The 15,904-nt window shown below is 69.7% G+C and carries 16 protein-coding genes, 1 pseudogene and 1 riboswitch; of the genes and pseudogenes, 14 read left to right on the forward strand and 3 right to left on the reverse strand.

Features of this window, described 5'->3' with window-relative positions; genetic code table 11:
• The first annotated feature begins 53 nt into the window (after positions 1-53).
• Entirely contained in the window at positions 54-575 is a 522-nt protein-coding gene (locus tag ACGI6K_RS07345) for a C40 family peptidase (protein ID WP_376947829.1), read from the forward strand.
• A 9-nt stretch (positions 576-584) separates the two neighbouring features.
• On the opposite strand, the gene ACGI6K_RS07350 is transcribed toward ACGI6K_RS07345, so the two are convergent.
• Complete coding sequence (locus ACGI6K_RS07350) at positions 585-1,292, reverse strand: glutamine amidotransferase (protein ID WP_376947828.1); 708 nt, start codon at positions 1,290-1,292, stop codon at positions 585-587.
• Between the two features lie 99 nt (positions 1,293-1,391).
• Here ACGI6K_RS07350 and ACGI6K_RS07355 point away from each other — a divergent pair, with 99 nt between their 5' ends.
• The 13 genes from ACGI6K_RS07355 (at position 1,392) to ACGI6K_RS07415 (ending at position 15,009) form a co-directional block, all read left to right on the forward strand.
• Positions 1,392-2,138 carry an SIR2 family NAD-dependent protein deacylase gene (locus ACGI6K_RS07355; RefSeq protein WP_376947826.1) on the forward strand — a complete coding sequence of 249 codons (747 nt, stop codon included), beginning with the start codon at positions 1,392-1,394 and terminating at the stop codon, positions 2,136-2,138.
• An 818-nt stretch (positions 2,139-2,956) separates the two neighbouring features.
• Positions 2,957-3,177, forward strand: a riboswitch (cobalamin riboswitch).
• 87 nt (positions 3,178-3,264) lie between these two features.
• Complete coding sequence (gene btuB, locus ACGI6K_RS07360; protein WP_376947824.1) at positions 3,265-5,118, forward strand: TonB-dependent vitamin B12 receptor; 1,854 nt, start codon at positions 3,265-3,267, stop codon at positions 5,116-5,118.
• Between the two features lie 44 nt (positions 5,119-5,162).
• Entirely contained in the window at positions 5,163-5,747 is a 585-nt protein-coding gene (locus tag ACGI6K_RS07365; protein ID WP_376947822.1) for a hypothetical protein, read from the forward strand.
• Positions 5,744-6,355, forward strand: a complete 612-nt coding sequence (cobO, locus tag ACGI6K_RS07370; RefSeq protein ID WP_376947820.1) for a cob(I)yrinic acid a,c-diamide adenosyltransferase — start codon at positions 5,744-5,746, stop codon at positions 6,353-6,355. The genes ACGI6K_RS07365 and cobO overlap by 4 nt, the downstream gene beginning before the upstream one ends.
• 160 nt (positions 6,356-6,515) lie before the next feature.
• Positions 6,516-7,808 (forward strand): cobyrinate a,c-diamide synthase, encoded by a 1,293-nt coding sequence (locus tag ACGI6K_RS07375; protein ID WP_376947818.1) that lies wholly within the window; start codon positions 6,516-6,518, stop codon positions 7,806-7,808.
• Positions 7,809-7,980: 172 nt separating this feature from the next.
• The gene (bluB, locus tag ACGI6K_RS07380) at positions 7,981-8,637 is read left to right on the forward strand and encodes a 5,6-dimethylbenzimidazole synthase (RefSeq protein WP_376947874.1); all 657 of its coding nucleotides are present in this window, start codon (positions 7,981-7,983) and stop codon (positions 8,635-8,637) included.
• Positions 8,634-9,542 (forward strand): adenosylcobinamide-phosphate synthase CbiB, encoded by a 909-nt coding sequence (gene cbiB, locus ACGI6K_RS07385; RefSeq protein ID WP_376947816.1) that lies wholly within the window; start codon positions 8,634-8,636, stop codon positions 9,540-9,542. Before bluB ends, cbiB begins: the two co-directional genes overlap by 4 nt.
• The gene (gene cobD, locus ACGI6K_RS07390; protein ID WP_376947814.1) at positions 9,535-10,596 is read left to right on the forward strand and encodes a threonine-phosphate decarboxylase CobD; all 1,062 of its coding nucleotides are present in this window, start codon (positions 9,535-9,537) and stop codon (positions 10,594-10,596) included. Before cbiB ends, cobD begins: the two co-directional genes overlap by 8 nt.
• Complete coding sequence (locus ACGI6K_RS07395) at positions 10,593-12,050, forward strand: cobyric acid synthase (RefSeq protein WP_376947812.1); 1,458 nt, start codon at positions 10,593-10,595, stop codon at positions 12,048-12,050. Before cobD ends, ACGI6K_RS07395 begins: the two co-directional genes overlap by 4 nt.
• An 88-nt stretch (positions 12,051-12,138) precedes the next feature.
• Entirely contained in the window at positions 12,139-12,660 is a 522-nt protein-coding gene (cobU, locus tag ACGI6K_RS07400) for a bifunctional adenosylcobinamide kinase/adenosylcobinamide-phosphate guanylyltransferase (RefSeq protein WP_376947810.1), read from the forward strand.
• Positions 12,657-13,715 carry a nicotinate-nucleotide--dimethylbenzimidazole phosphoribosyltransferase gene (cobT, locus tag ACGI6K_RS07405; protein ID WP_376947808.1) on the forward strand — a complete coding sequence of 353 codons (1,059 nt, stop codon included), beginning with the start codon at positions 12,657-12,659 and terminating at the stop codon, positions 13,713-13,715. Before cobU ends, cobT begins: the two co-directional genes overlap by 4 nt.
• The gene (gene cobC, locus ACGI6K_RS07410; protein WP_376947806.1) at positions 13,712-14,281 is read left to right on the forward strand and encodes an alpha-ribazole phosphatase family protein; all 570 of its coding nucleotides are present in this window, start codon (positions 13,712-13,714) and stop codon (positions 14,279-14,281) included. The genes cobT and cobC overlap by 4 nt, the downstream gene beginning before the upstream one ends.
• Before the next feature lie 2 nt (positions 14,282-14,283).
• On the forward strand, positions 14,284-15,009 hold the full coding sequence (locus tag ACGI6K_RS07415) for an adenosylcobinamide-GDP ribazoletransferase (protein ID WP_376947804.1): 726 nt from the start codon (positions 14,284-14,286) through the stop codon (positions 15,007-15,009).
• A gap of 14 nt (positions 15,010-15,023) precedes the next feature.
• Here ACGI6K_RS07415 and ACGI6K_RS07420 read toward each other — a convergent pair.
• Positions 15,024-15,342: pseudogene (locus ACGI6K_RS07420) on the reverse strand (four-helix bundle copper-binding protein).
• A 37-nt stretch (positions 15,343-15,379) separates the two neighbouring features.
• Positions 15,380-15,859, reverse strand: a complete 480-nt coding sequence (locus tag ACGI6K_RS07425; RefSeq protein WP_377968442.1) for a hypothetical protein — start codon at positions 15,857-15,859, stop codon at positions 15,380-15,382.
• Positions 15,860-15,904: the final 45 nt, after the last annotated feature.

Below are 15,904 nucleotides of genomic sequence, written 5' to 3' on the forward strand. Positions count from 1 at the left end.
CGAGGTGCCGCCCGTCGTCAGAGTAGAGCGACCCGACAACCGGACTGTCGCCCATGCCCGTCCAGGCTCGCCTTCTCGTCTCGATCCTGCTCGCCGCGCTGCTCGCGGCCTGTTCCGCCCGTTCTCCCTCGCCCAAGGCTCCGTCCGCTGGCGTCCCTCCCGCTTCGCCGCAGGCGGAGGATGTGCTGGTTCGAGCCCTCGGGCTGGTCGGCACGCCCTATCGCTGGGGCGGCAATACTCCGGATTCCGGATTCGACTGCAGCGGTCTGATCGGTTATGTCTACCGCGAGGCGGCGGGTATCCGCCTGCCGCGCTCGACCCGCGAGATGCTCGCCATGAGGGCGCCCAGCGTGCATTACGGGGCCTTGCGCAGCGGCGATCTGGTGTTCTTCGCCACCGGCGGCGGTGGCCGGGTCAGCCATGCCGGCATCTACGTGGGCGAGGGGCGCTTCGTGCACGCCCCCTCCAGCGGCGGCACCGTGCGGCTGGATCGTCTGTCCGACGACTACTGGCGCGCCCGCTACCTGGGTGCCAGACGCGTGCTGCGCACCGTGCCCGTGGCGCGCCAGCCTTGACGCGGACCGTCAGGCTTGTGCGGCGAGCCAGTCGCGCAGTACCTGCTGGCCGTCCCGGCGCAGCGTTTCTCCCACCTCTTTCGCCTGCCGGCGGATGACCACCGGGTCGATTCCGCTAATGGACAGTTCCGCCGCATGGCCGATCAGCCATTGTTCGATCCGCGCCGGATCGGCTTCGAGATGGAATTGCAGGCCGAGCACGGCCGTGCCGAGCGCGAAGGCCTGGTTCGGACAGATGTCGGTGCGGGCGAGGAGGGTGGCGCCCGGCGGCAGCTCGAACATGTCGCCATGCCAGTGCAGCACGGTACCGCCGTCGCCCAGCGCGGCCAGGCAGCTAGCGGCGCCCTCCGCGGTCAACCGCAGGCCGCCGAAGCCGATTTCCTTGACGCCCATCGGTGCGACCCCGGCCCCCAGGGCGCGGGCGATCAATTGGGCGCCCAGGCAAATGCCGAGCAGCGGCTTGCCGCTGTGCAGGCGCCGGGCGAGCAGTTCCAGCTCCGCCTGCAGGAAGGGGTAGGTGGCTTCATCGTAGGCACCGATGGGGGCGCCGAGGACCGCTAGGAGGTCGGGCGACTCCGCCTCCAGCGCGGCCAGTTCGTCGACGGCGAGGATGCCAGGGTCGGCATAACGGATCTGGTAGCCCAGTCCTTCGAGCACGGGGGCGAAGACGCCGAGGTCCTCGAAGGCGACGTGGCGGATGGCTAGGACGGTTTTCATTCCTGTACCGGTTCGGACTGTAGGTGTAAGAAGGCACCCTATGCGATGGACTCGATAGCTGTCGAGGCGCCATTTATTTCCCGCAACAGGAGCCCGAACATGCACGCCGGCATTTCCGATCTCGCCCGCCGCCTGCGCGACTGTGACCGGCTGGTGCTTTTCACTGGCGCCGGAGTGTCCGCCGAAAGCGGCATCCCGACCTTCCGCGATGCCCAGACCGGGCTCTGGGCACGCTACAGCCCAGAGCAACTGGCCAGCCCCGAGGGATTTCGCACCGATCCGCGCACCGTCTGGGAGTGGTACGCCTGGCGCCGCGAAAAATGCCTGGCCGCCGCGCCGAATCCGGCGCACCTGGCCATCGCCGAATTCATCGCCGAATTGCAGCGGCGGTCGCCCGGGGTCACGCTGATTACCCAGAACGTCGATGGCCTGCATCAGCGCGCCGGCAGCGAAGCGCCGCTGGAACTGCATGGCAACCTCCACCGGTTGAAGTGCTTTCGCTGCGGGGCCGACGGCGGCGACTGGCCGGAAACGCTCGATCTCCTGCCGCGCTGCGCCTGCGGCGGTCTGCTGCGCCCGGCGGTGGTCTGGTTCGGCGAGAGCCTGCCGGGCGAGGTGCTGGCCCAAGCGAGCGAGGCCGGCCTGCAGGCCGGGCTGTTCTTCAGCATCGGTACTTCCAGCCTGGTCTATCCGGCCGCCGATCTGCCGTTCCAGGCCAAGCGCCGCGGCGCCTTCGTGGTCGAGATCAACCCGCAGCCGACACCGCTCAGCCGACACGCCGACCTCTGCCTGCACGGTGCGGCCGGCGGTGTCCTGCCGCGCTTGCTGGCCGCGCTGGAGCGATGAATACCCTGCATCGAGCGCATGAGCGATGCTCAGGGTGGATGATCCAGGGCAATCGCATGAAGCGCTCGCTCGATACCGGACTGGAACGGTTGTGTGAGCCTTGGCATGGCTGCTTGCCGAGGGGCTGGACAGTCACTGTTTCGGCCCCCCGGCCGAGTCACTTTCTCTTGGCGCGCGCAAAGAGAAAGTAACCAAAGAGAAAGCGCGCCCGGTCATTCTGCCCCAGCTGCGCCGGGGTTCCCTCGCTCCGGCGCCGCTCCGAGGGTCGTCGCACAAGGGGCGTCCATGCCCCTCGTACGACTCTCGCCGCTTCCCTGCGGCTCGCCCCTCTACGCGACGCCTGCGCTCGGCCTTCTGAACGGGAGTCGGGCTCCGGGTTGCCTGAAAGCGCTTTCGCTCTTGCGGCACGGCTTGTCAGGCCGCGCCGAATGCCCCCTTCAGGAGGCCAAGCGGAATCGTTGTGGAAGGGGTCGAGCGGCAAGGATGCCGCGAGAGCCGCAATGGGCCATGGATGACCCTGCGGGACGTGCCCCTGGAGCGGCGATGCAGGGAGGGAACCCGGAGCGAAGCGCAGGGCCGGATGAGGGGGTGGCCTTCTTTTGGGTTACTTTTTCTTGGCCAGGCAAGAAAAAGTGACTCGGCCGGGGGCCGAAACAGAAGGTATCCGACCACTCGGCAAGCCGCCAATGCACTGGATCTGAAGACCACGCCAGAATGACCAAGCACACAACCTTTCCAGCCCAGTATCGGGCAGGCATTTCATGCGATTGCCCTGGTGGATGATCCGTCGCATTGTGCTCGGAGGACGTTTCCACTACTCTGCGCGCCTCGCTTCAGGTGCCCCAAGGGTGAAACAGGGAAGCCGGTGCGTGCCGCGACCATTCGCGGCGCAAGGCCGGCGCTGCCCCCGCAACGGTAGACGAGTCGCGAAACCGCAATAGCCACTGTGTTGCTCAGACACGGGAAGGCGCAGTTTCAAAAGCCGCCGCATGGCGCTTCGCTCGTGAGCCCGGAGACCGGCCTGTAGCGATCCATCGCGGTGCGGAGGGCGGCGCGGGTTGCCCGTCCGTTTTCCGTCCGCTTTCGCAGCCTTCAGGCCGTGCGGGTGGCGCGGCGGAGAACGACCTTGATTCGCAAGCCCTGTTTCGGGCCGGCGGCGTCCGCGCTGCTGGGCCTCTTTTCCCTTTCCCCAGCCCAGGCGGCCGACGAGCCCCTGAGCCTTGAAGCCACGGTGGTGACCGCCGCACGCAGCGCCCAGATCCTACGCGACAGCCTTGCTGCGGTGAGCCTCATCGAGCGCGATGACATCGAGCGCAGCCAGGCGCACTCGGTGTCCGAACTGCTCAGGCAGGTACCGGGAGTCTCCATCGCCAACAATGGCGGGCCGGGCAAGTCCACCTCCGTCTACCTGCGCGGCACCGAGTCCGACCATGTGCTGGTGCTGATCGACGGCGTACGGGTCGGCTCGGTGACCACCGGCACCGCCGCCTGGCAGGATCTGCCGGTGGAAATGATCGAGCGTATCGAGGTGGTTCGTGGGCCACGCTCCAGCCTGTATGGCTCGGAAGCCATCGGCGGGGTGATCCAGATCTTCACCCGCAAGGGCGGCGACGGCGCGCCCAAGCCGTTCTTCTCCGCCGGCTACGGCACCCACGACACCTACACCGGCAGCGCCGGGGTTTCCGGCGGCAACGCCCACGGCTGGTACAGCCTGGCCCTGAGCAGCGAGGACACCGACGGCATCAACGTGAAGCGCCCCGGCACCAGTGGCTACGAGAACGACGCCGACGGCTACCGCAACCATTCCGCTGCGCTGCGCGCCGGCTGGCGCTTCGACAACGGCCTGGAGCTGGAGGGCACCTTCCTGCGCGCCAAGTCGCACAACGACTACGACCAGGTGAACCGCCGCGGCACCGCCGGCTTTTCCGCCAACGCCGACGGCGAGCAGAACGTGGTCAGCGGCCGCGCCCGCTTCAGCCCGCTGGCCTTCTGGCGGGTCACCCTGCAGGCCGGACGCAACGAGGACAAGTCCGACACTTACCAGGACGGCCACTTCTATTCGCGCTTCGACAGCCGCCGCGACAGCGCCAGTTGGCAGAACGACCTGACCCTGGCCGAGGGCCACGTCCTCACCCTGGGCGTCGACTACCAACGCGAGGAGGTCAACGGCAGCACCGACTACGAGGAGGATTCGCGGGAAAACAACGGCGCCTTCATCCAGTACCTCGGCGAATACGGTCGCCACGACTGGCAGGTGTCCCTGCGCCGCGACAACAACGAGCAGTTCGGCCAGCACGAGACCGGCAACATCGCCTACGGCTACGCCCTGACCGACGCCCTGCGCGCCACCGTCAGCTACGGCAGCGCCTTCAAGGCGCCGACCTTCAACGAGCTGTACTACCCCTTCTACGGCATTCCCGATCTCGAGGAGGAAACCTCCCACAGCGTCGAGGTCGGCCTGGCCGGCACGCACGACTGGGGGCACTGGTCGCTGAACGCCTACCGCACCAAGGTGAAGGACCTGATCGTCTACGACTCCTCCATCCAGGGTCCGGCGAACCTCGACGAGGCGCGCATCCGTGGCCTCGAACTGGAAGTCGGTGGCCGCTCGCTTGGCTGGGACTGGGGCGCCAACTACAGTTTGCTGGAGCCGGAGAACAGTAGCTCGGGCAACAATGACGGCAACGAGCTGCCGCGCCGCGCCTCGCAGATGTTCAACCTGGAACTGGATAGGCGCTTCGGCGCTTTCGCCGTCGGCGCCACGCTGCATGCCGAGGGTCGGCGTTACGATGACGTGGCCAACGACAACGAACTGTCCGGCTATGCCACCGTGGACCTGCGCGGCGAATACCGGATCACCCCGGAGTGGCGTTTGCAGGCGCGCGTGGCCAACCTGCTGAACGCCGATTACGAGACCGCCTTGGGCTACAACCAGCCGGGACAGGCGGTATACCTTACCGTCCGCTATCAGGCGCTGTGAGGCGCCGCCGGCCGGCGGGCCGGAACCACACAAGGAGAACGCGCATGCTTAACCTGTCCTCCCGCGGCCAACTGATCGTCGGCGTAGCGCTGGCCCTGCTGATGGCCATGACCCGCGGTCATCACTTCGCCACCCTCAACCTGCCGAGTAGCTCCTGGGCGGTATTCTTCCTCGCCGGCGTCCTGCTACGCCCGCGCTGGGCGTTCCCGGCGCTGTTCCTGGAAGCCTCGCTGCTCGACTTCGCCGCCATCGGCTGGATGGGCGTGAGCGACTGGTGCCTGTCGCCGGCCTACTGGCTGCTGGTACCAGCTTACGGCTCGCTGTGGCTGGGCGGTCGGATCTTCGCTGCGCTGCAGCGCGACAGCCTGGACAAGCTGGACAGTCTGGCCGGGCTCAGCCTGGCGGTGGTCTGCAGCGCCTTCGTCTGCTACCTGTTCTCCGGCGGCGGTTTCTACTTCTTCTCCGGCCGCTACGCGGAGCCGACTTTCGCCGGCTTCGTGCAGCGCCTGATCACCTATTATCCGCGTAACCTGGCCGGCCTGGCCCTCTACGTGGGCCTCGCCGCGCTGCTCTACTCAGGCTTCGCCACCCGCCTGAAGACGCTGTGGGTGCAGGACGCGCGTGAATGAGTGAGTCGCCGGAGCGGGACGCCCGCCACAAGGCACGCATGCAGCGCAAGAAAGCGGTGGTCGACGCAAGGATCGCCCGCGCCGGCGACGAGCACGGCCTCTTGCTGGTGCACACCGGCAACGGCAAGGGCAAGAGCAGCGCCGCCTTCGGTATGGCCGCCCGCGCCCTGGGCCACGGCATGCGGGTCGGCGTGGTGCAGTTCGTCAAGGGCACCGCGAGCACCGGCGAGGAAGCCTTCTTCCGGCGTTTTCCCGAGCAGGTGTGCTACCACGTGATGGGCGAGGGCTTCACCTGGGAAATCCAGGACCGCCAGCGCGACATCGACGGGGCTTGCGAGGCCTGGAAGGTGGCCCGCGAACTGCTCGGCGATCCGTCGATCGGCCTGGTGCTGCTCGACGAACTGAACATCGCGCTGAAATACGGCTACCTGGAGCTGGAGCCGGTGCTCGCCGACATCCGTGCCCGGCCGTTGCACCAGCACGTGGTGGCGACCGGCCGTAGCGCGCCGCCCGGACTGATCGAGGCGGCCGACACCGTGACCGAGATGGGCCTGGTCAAGCACGCCTTCCAGGCCGGGGTGCGGGCACAAAAGGGGATCGAGTACTGATGCGGCGAGTAGAAGTACGCGGCTCTCGTAGGGGGGGTAACGGCGTAGCCTTACCCACCGTGGAGCTTATGCTGGAAAACGCTGTACGGTTTTCCACGAGGTGGCCCATCCACCCTACGGCTGTTGCCTCCATTCGCGTCCGGGACCTCGGGAGGCTCCGATGAGCGAACGCCGCTGCCCGGCCTTACTGATCGCCGCCCCGGCCTCCGGCCAGGGCAAGACCACCGTCACCGCTGCCCTGGCCCGCCATCACGTCAACCGAGGCCGGCGCGTGCGGGTGTTCAAGTGCGGCCCGGATTTTCTCGACCCGATGATCCTTGCCCGCGCCTGCGGCGCGCCGGTCCATCAGCTCGACTTGTGGATGGTCGGCGAGGTCGAATCGCGGCGCCTGCTCTGGGAAGCGGCGGGGCAGGCCGACCTGATCCTGATCGAGGGGGTGATGGGCCTGTTCGACGGCGTGCCGTCCGCCGCCGACCTGGCGCGGCGCTTCGGCGTACCGGTGCTGGCGGTGATCGACGCCGCGGCCATGGCCCGGACCTTCGCCGCCGTCGCTCATGGCCTCGCCAGTTTCCAGCCCGACCTGCCGTTCGCCGGGGTGTTGGCCAATCGGGTCGGCAGTGTCCGCCACGCCGAAATCCTGCGCGACAGCCTGCCGGCGCACCTGCCCTGGTACGGCGCGCTGCCGCGCAGCGCCGACATCGAGCTGCCGAGCCGCCACCTGGGACTGGTCCAGGCCGGTGAGCTGGCCGATCTCGACGCCCGCCTGGACGCCGCCGCCGAGGCCCTGGCCGCCAACGCCGGCGGCGACTTACCGGCGCCGCTGGCCTTCGCCGCGCCCGCGCCGGCGGAGCCGGAGCCGCTACTCGCCGGGGTGCGCATCGGCGTGGCGCGGGACGCCGCCTTCGCCTTCCTCTACCAGGCCAACCTGGATCTACTCGAACGGCTTGGTGCCGAGCTGGCGTTCTTCTCGCCCCTGGCCGACAGCGTGCTGCCGGCGATCGACAGCCTCTACCTGCCGGGCGGCTATCCTGAACTGCATCTGCAGCGGCTGTCCGGCAACGCGCCGCTGCGCAAGGCGATCCGCGCCCATCATGAAGCCGGCAAGCCGATCCTCGCCGAATGCGGCGGCATGCTCTATCTGCTCGACGCCCTGACCGATCTGGACGGCCGGCGCGCGGCCATGCTCGGCCTGCTGCCCGGCGAGGCCTGGATGCAGCCGAAACTGGCCGCCCTGGCACTGCAGGAAGTCGAGTTGAATGGCGAACGCCTGCGCGGGCACAGCTATCACCATTCCACGCTGGCCTGTGCGCTGACGCCTATCGCCCATGGCGAATGCCCCAACTACCGGCGCACCGCCGAGGCGGTCTACCGGCGCGGCCGGCTGACCGCCAGTTACATCCATTTCTACCTGCCTTCGGCGCCGCGCGCGGCCGCCGCGCTGCTGCGACCCTGATGACACGGGAGGCGCTGCTTCATGTGGAGCGAGCTCTGCGAACGGCTGTAGGGTGGAAAACTCGCGCAGCGATTTTCCACCAGGGTGGATGGCTTCGGCCATCCACCCTACCCAACTGCCCGCCCATTCGACGAAATTGAAAATGATCGAGAACACCCGCGACCCGCGAGAAATCTCTATGAACCCTCATGCCTTCAGCGAAACCGAGCGTGCCGCGGTCTACCGCGCCATCGCCGAACGCCGCGACATGCGCCACTTCAGTACTGGCAGTGTGGCGCCGGAACTCCTGGCGCGGCTGCTCAATGCCGCCCACCAGGCGCCCAGCGTCGGCCTGATGCAGCCCTGGCGCTTTATGCGCATCACGGATGTCTTTCTGCGCCGGCAGATCCAGGCGCTGGTGGAGGCCGAGCGGATACGCACCGCCGAGGCCCTCGGCGAGCGTTCCGACGAGTTCATGCGTCTGAAGGTCGAGGGCATTGGCGATTGTGCCGAGCTGTTGGTCGCCGCGCTGGCGGATGGTCGCGAAGCGCATGTCTTTGGCCGTCGCACCCTGCCGCAGATGGACCTGGCCTCGCTGTCCTGCGCCATTCAGAACCTTTGGCTGGCCGCCCGCGCCGAAGGCCTGGGCATGGGCTGGGTGTCGCTGTTCGAACCGCGGGCGCTCGGCGAACTGCTCGGCCTGCCGGAGGGCGCCGAGCCGGTGGCGCTGCTCTGCCTCGGTCCGGTCGAGGACTTCTACCCGCGGCCGATGCTGGTAGAGCAGGGCTGGGCCGAGGAGAGGCCGCTGGCCGAGATGCTCTTCGAGAACCGCTGGGGCGTGCGTCCATGAGTTTGGGGCTGAGTCTGCTCGCTGGCGTGGTGCTGGATGCGCTTTTCGGCGAGTCGAAACGTTTCCATCCGCTGGTCGGCTTCGGCCGGCTGGCCGACCGGCTGGAGAGCCGCTTCAACGCGGCGGGACGTGGCCGCCGCCTCGACGGCCTGCTCGCCTGGAGCCTGGCGGTGCTGCCGCTGACCCTGCTCGCTGGCCTGCTGGCACGCTTGCCGCTGCTCGGCGAACTGCTGGCGATCCTCGTCCTTTATGCCGCGCTCGGCCTGCGCAGCCTGGGCGAACACTCCCGGCCGGTGCTGGAGGCGCTGCAGCGCGGCGATCTGCAGGCGGCGCGGCGTGCCGTGAGCCGGCTGGTCAGCCGCGACACTTCGGCGTTGGACGCCGGCGGCGTGGCCCGCGCCACCAGCGAGTCGCTGCTGGAGAACGGCAGCGACGCGGTGTTCGCCACGCTGTTCTGGTTCGTCGTGGCCGGCGCGCCGGGGGTGGTGCTGCACCGGCTGGCCAATACCCTGGATGCCATGTGGGGCTACCGTACGCCGCGCTTCGAGCGCTTCGGCTGGGCGGCGGCGCGGATCGACGATCTCCTCAACTACGTGCCGGCGCGCCTCGCCGCGCTGACCTACGCGCTGCTCGGCAAGACGCGACTCGCCTTGGCCTGCTGGCGCCATCAGGCGCCGCTGTGGGACAGCCCCAACGCCGGCCCGGTGATGGCCGCCGGCGCCGGCGCCTTGGGCGTCGAGCTGGGCGGCGCGGCGGTCTACCACGGCGTGCGGCAAGAGCGCCCGATCCTCGGCGCCGGCGGCCCGGCCGATGCCGGGACTATAGTCGCAGCCTGGAGCCTGCTGCAGCGCGGCGTGCTGCTCTGGCTGGCGCTCGTCCTGCTGGGAGACTGGCTGCATGCTTGAGCACGGCGGCCGTCTGCGCAGCGCGGCGCGCTATTACGGCATACCTCTGGGCGACTGGCTCGACCTGTCCACCGGCATCGCCCCCGAACCCTGGTCCGTGCCGCGCATGTCGTCCGATGCCTGGGCACGCCTGCCGGAAGAGGACGACGGCCTGGCCGAGGCCGCCTGCGCCTGCTACGGCGCCGCCCAGGCCTTGCCGGTGGCCGGCAGCCAGGCGGCGATCCAGGCGTTGCCGGCGCTGTTCGCGGCGGGAAGGGTCGGCGTGCTGGCGCCGAGCTACGCCGAGCACGCCCAGGCCTGGCGCCGTGCCGGTCACCAGCTGCTCCATCTGGCCGCCGGAGACATCGAGGCGCGCCTCGACGAACTCGACATGCTGGTGCTGGCCAACCCCAACAACCCCACCGGCGAGCGCTTCGAGCCGTCCCGGCTGCTCGACTGGCAGGCGCGGCTGGCCCGGCGCGGCGGCTGCCTGCTGGTCGACGAGGCGTTCATGGACTGCACGCCCGAATACAGCCTGGCGGCTCACAGCCAACGGCCGGGGCTGGTCGTGCTGCGCTCGTTCGGCAAGTTCTTCGGCCTGGCCGGCGTCCGCCTGGGCTTCGTGTTGGCCGAGGCGGGACTGTTGGCGCGGCTGCACGAGCGCCTCGGTCCCTGGACGGTCAGCGGGCCGGCGCGGGCGCTCGGTCTGCAGGCGCTGGGGCCGGCCGGCGGCGCGGCGCGCGAACGACGCGCCGGGCAATTGCGAGCGGCGGGAAAGCGGCTGGCGGCCTTGCTGGACGCGCACGGGCTGGCGCCGGACGGCGGCACCGCGCTGTTCCAGTGGGTGCGCATGCCCGATGCGATGCAGTTACACGACTTTCTCGCCCGCCAGGGCATTCTGGTGCGCCTGTTCGAGACACCCGCCAGCCTGCGCTTCGGCCTGCCGGCGGACGAGAGCGGCTGGCAACGGCTGGCGCGGGCGTTGGCCGATCCGGCGCGGCCCGGTAGACGCGGACTCGCTCGCGAGTGGGTGGGGACGATCGCCGATGAATCCGCAAGCAGGGAGTTTCCATGACCACTCTGATGGTGCAAGGCACCACCTCCGATGCCGGCAAGAGCACCCTGGTGACCGCGTTGTGCCGCTGGTTGGCGCGCCAGGGCGTGGCGGTGGCGCCGTTCAAGCCGCAGAACATGGCGCTGAACAGCGCGGTCACCGCCGACGGCGGCGAGATCGGCCGCGCCCAGGCGGTGCAGGCCCAGGCCTGCGGCCTCGCCCCGCACACCGACATGAACCCGGTGCTGCTCAAGCCCGACAGCGACACTGGCGCCCAGGTGATCGTCCACGGCCGCGCCGTCGCCTGCATGGACGCCGCCGCCTACCACGACTACAAGCGCGTGGCCCGCGAGGCGGTGCTCGCCTCGCACCGGCGCCTCGCCGAGCGTTACCGGGTAGTGATGGTCGAAGGCGCCGGTTCTCCGGCGGAGATCAACCTGCGCGCCAACGACATCGCCAACATGGGCTTCGCCGAGGCGGTCGACTGCCCAGTGATCCTCATCGCCGACATCGACAAGGGCGGGGTGTTCGCCCATTTGGTCGGCACCCTGGCGCTGCTCTCGGCAAGCGAACAGGCGCGGATCGAGGGTTTCGTGATCAACCGTTTCCGTGGCGATATCGCGTTGCTCGAGCCCGGCCTCGACTGGCTGGAGAGGCATACCGGCAAACCGGTGCTGGGTGTATTGCCCTATCTGCACGATCTGCACCTGGAGGCCGAAGACGCCATCGACGAGCGCCAGCCGGCCAAGACCGGCGAGCGCCTGAAGGTGGCGGTGGTGGTGCCGCCGCGGATCAGCAACCACACCGACTTCGACCCGCTGCGCCTGCACCCGCAGGTGGATCTGGTTTTCGTCGGCCCCGGCCAGCGCATTCCGCCGGCCGACCTGATCGTGCTGCCCGGCTCGAAGAGCGTGCGCAGCGACCTGGCCTTCCTGCGCGAACAGGGCTGGGAGGCGACGATCCGCCGCCACCTGCGCTACGGCGGCAAGCTCCTCGGCATCTGCGGCGGGCTGCAGATGCTGGGCGGACGGATCGCCGATCCCCTTGGCCTGGAGGGTGCTCCCGGCGAGAGCCGGGGGCTCGGCCTGCTGGATATCGACACCGTGCTGGAAGCCGAGAAGCAATTGCGTAATGTGCGCGGACGGCTGGTGCTGGAGGGCGCGTCGGTCTCGGGCTATGAGATCCACGCCGGCGTCAGCCGCGGCGCCGGTCTCGAACGGCCGGCGCTCGGGCTCGACGACGGGCGCTGCGACGGCGCGCTGAGCGAGGACGGCCAGGTGCTCGGCACCTATCTGCACGGTTTGTTCGAGTCACCCACGGCCTGCGACGCGCTGCTGCGCTGGGCCGGTCTGCGCGAGGTGGCCAGCCCCGACTATCACGCCTTGCGCGAGCGCGACATCGAGCGCCTGGCCGATCTGGTCGAGGCGCACTTGGACGGGGCGCGGTTGCGCGCGCTGTGCGGGCTGCCCGGATGACCGCGGGGCTGCATCGTGTCCCATGGTGGGAAATGCCTGCGGCAATTTCCCACCCTACGCAATACGCAACGAATCGAGAGGCATCACGATGCATGAACTGATCCTCGGCGGCGCCCGCTCCGGCAAAAGCCGCCTAGCCGAGCGCCTGGCCACGGAGTCCGGCCTGGCGGTGACCTATGTCGCCACCGCGCGGGCGCTGGACGGCGAGATGGCCGCGCGCATCGCCCATCACCGCCAGCGGCGTCCAGCCGGCTGGGCGCTGATTGAAGAGCCGCTGGCGCTGGCCCGGGTGCTGCGCGAGCAGGCCGGAGAAGGGCGCTGTCTGCTGGTCGACTGCTTGACCCTGTGGTTGACCAACCTGCTGCTGGCCGACGATCCGGCGCTTCTGGCGCGCGAGCGCGACGAACTGCTGGACTGCCTGCCCGGTTTGCCCGGACGCATCGTCCTGGTCGGCAACGAAACCGGCCTCGGCGTGGTGCCGCTGGGCGAACTGAGCCGGCGCTATGTGGACGAGGCCGGCTGGCTGCACCAGGCTCTGGCCGAACGCTGCGACCGGGTGCTGTTCTGCATCGCCGGCCTGCCCATGACCCTCAAGGGAGATCTCCCATGAAGCATGACTGGTGGCTGAGCGCCACCCGCCCGCTGGACCAGACCGCCTGCGCCCTGGCCGCCGAGCGCCAGCGGCGATTGACCAAGCCGCGCGGCTCGCTGGGCCGCCTGGAACGGCTGGCGATCCACCTGGCCGCCCTGCAGGGCCGCGAGCGCCCGGCCGTCGAGCGCCTGTGGATCGCTATCTTCGCCGGCGACCACGGCGTGGCGGAGGAGGGCGTGTCGCCCTATCCGCAGGCGGTGACCGGACAGATGCTGCGCAATTTCGCCACCGGCGGTGCGGCGATCAGCGTACTGGCCCGCCAACTGGGCGCCGAACTGGAACTGATCGACCTCGGCACCGCCGAACCCCTGGAGCCGCCGCCGGCCGGCGTGCGCCGCCAGCACCTAGGGCCCGGTACGGCGAATTTCCTCCGCGGGCCGGCGATGAGCGTCCGCCAGGGGCTCGATGCCCTCGCCGCCGGGCGCGACAGCGTGCGGCGCGCGCAGGCGGCCGGCGCACACCTGTACATCGGTGGAGAGATGGGCATCGCCAACACCAGTTCGGCCAGCGCTCTGGCCAGCGCCTTGCTGGAACAGCCGGCGGCGGCGCTGATCGGGCCGGGCACCGGGCTGGACGCCGCCGGGCTGGCGCGCAAGGTCGCGGTCGTCGAGCGTGCCCTGGCGCTGCACGGCGCGCATGCCGGCGAGCCGCTGGAGATCCTCCGGCGCTTGGGCGGCTTCGAGATCGCCGCGCTGGCCGGTGCCTACCTGGCCTGCGCCCAGGAAGGGTTGCCGGCGCTGGTGGACGGCTTCATCTGCAGCGTGGCGGCGCTGCTCGCGGTACGCCTGAATCCCGCCTGTCGCGATTGGCTGCTGTTCGCCCACCGCGGCGCCGAGCCGGGCCACCGGGGAGTACTCGAAGCCCTGGCCGCCGAGCCGTTGCTGGATCTGGGCCTGCGCCTGGGCGAGGGCAGCGGCGCGGCGCTGGCGGTGCCCTTGTTGCAGTCGGCTTGCCGGCTGCACGGCGAGATGGCCACCTTCGCCGAGGCGGCCGTGGCGGATGCCGGCCGATGACGCTGCATCTCGACCTGCTGCGTCATGGCGAAACCGAATGCGGCGGCGGCTTCCGTGGCAGCCTGGACGACGCGCTGACCGCCTCCGGCTGGGCGCAGATGCGGGCGGCGACCACCGAGGCCGGACCCTGGGATCTGCTGGTCAGCTCGCCTTTGCGCCGCTGCGCCGACTTCGCCGCTGAACTGGCCGCCGCACGGGGCCTGCCGCTGTATCGCGAAGCGGACCTGCGCGAACTGCACTTCGGCGCCTGGGAGGGCCGCAACGCCAGCGAACTGATGCGCAGCGACGCCGAGGGGTTGGGGCGTTTCTGGGACGATCCCTATGCCTTCACCCCACCGGACGGCGAGCCGCTGGCGGACTTCGAAGCGCGGGTGCTGCGCGCCGTCGAACGGCTGCGCCGCGACTGCGCCGGCCGCCGCCTGCTGCTGGTCACCCATGGCGGAGTGATGCGCCTGCTGCTGGCCCGCGCCCGAGGCTTACCGCGTCGCGCGCTGCCGCAGGTGACGGTGGCCCACGGCGCGCTGCATCGTCTGCGCCTGGACGGGCCGGACTGGCGGGAGCTGTGAGGATGCCGCTGCCACTGCTGATTGCCCTGCAGTTCCTCAGCCGCCTGCCGGTCCGTCTGCCCGGCATGCCGGCGCCTCAGCAAGTGGGACGCTCGCTGCTCTGGTATCCGCTGGTCGGATTGTTGTTCGGCGCGTTGCTGCTGATCCTCCGCGCGCTGCTCGACGATGCGCCGGGACCGTTGCGCGCGGCGCTGCTGCTGGCTGCCTGGGTCGGCCTGAGCGGAGCGCTGCACCTGGATGGCCTGGCCGACAGCGCCGACGCCTGGGTCGGTGGCCTGGGCGATCGCGAACGCAGCCTGGCGATCATGAAGGACCCGCGCAGCGGCCCGATCGCCGTGGTGGTACTGGTCCTCGTGCTGCTGCTGAAATTCGCCGCACTGCTGGCGCTACCGGACTCAGTGCCGGCGCTGCTGCTGGCACCGCTGCTCGGGCGCGGCGCGCTGCTGGCGCTGTTTCTCTCCACCCCCTACGTGCGTCCCGGCGGCCTGGGCCAGGCGCTGGCCGAGCACCTGCCGCGGCCCGCGGCCCGATGGGTGTTGCTGGGCACGATGGCGGCCTGCCCGCTGCTGTTCGGCGGGGGCGGTCTGCTCGCGCTGCTGCTGGCGGCAGCGCTGTTCCTTTACCTGCGCCAATGCCTGCTGGCGCGTCTTGGCGGCACCACCGGCGACACTGCCGGGGCGCTGCTCGAATTGGTGGAGTGTGCGGTGCTGGTCGGCTTGGCGCTATAGGCCGGCTGCCTGCTCTACGCCGCCTCGCATGCGTCGGCGCAGTGCTGGCAAGTCTGGGCGCATTCCTGGGGCAGGCGGTGGATCGCGCACTCCTCGGCGCAGTCGCTGCAGAGGCGGGCGCACAGATGGCACAGGATTGCCGCCCATTCGCTTTCCCGCGCCAGCAGCAGAGCGGTCAGGCGGCAGAGGTCGGCGCAGTCGCGGTTAAGCTCGATGCGGCGGCGCAGGGCCTGCGGGTCGCTGGCCCGTCGGCAGGCTTCGGCGCAATTGTCGTAGGCGACCGCACAGGCCTTGCAGACCTGGATGGGCGGTCACCTGATCGACGCTGCTCATGATGTTCGTCCTGGCGCACGCGAACGCCATGGCCTCCTCAAGCCGCCTGGCTGAAGTCGTTGATGCAACAATGCCAAGCGTTGACGAACTCCTGCGGCTTGCCTTCCGGCCGGAACACGCGGCACCAGATCCGTGCCAGGCCCGGCAGGTCGTCGGCACTGGGCAGCGGCAGGGGCTGCGACTCCACCAGCAGCCAGGCGATGGCGGTGGCGTAGCGCAGGTTGACGGTCAGTTCCAGGTGCGGCGCGATCAGGAAGGCGTGCTGGCTGGCCAGGCCACGGACATGGCTGGCCAGGTCGGGGTTGCGGACCAGGTAATGGTCCCAGAGCTGCAGGTGGCTGGCGGCGCCGATGCCGTAGAGGCCGTATCCCTGTCGCTGGTGCAGGGCCTCGCCTAGGGCCGACTGGGTTGCCGCCGTGCCCAGTAGCAGGGCTTCGGCCGCCGCGGAAGGACGGCCGAGATAGAGCAGGGTTGGGCGGATCACGTATTTGCTCAGTTCGCTGGCTGCAATGCCCATGGTGGATCTCGCACGAAAAGAGGCGAACGGTGAGCCTTCACTGGC

The sequence above is a fragment of the Azorhizophilus paspali genome (assembly GCF_043587585.2).
Lineage (GTDB): Bacteria > Pseudomonadota > Gammaproteobacteria > Pseudomonadales > Pseudomonadaceae > Azotobacter > Azotobacter paspali.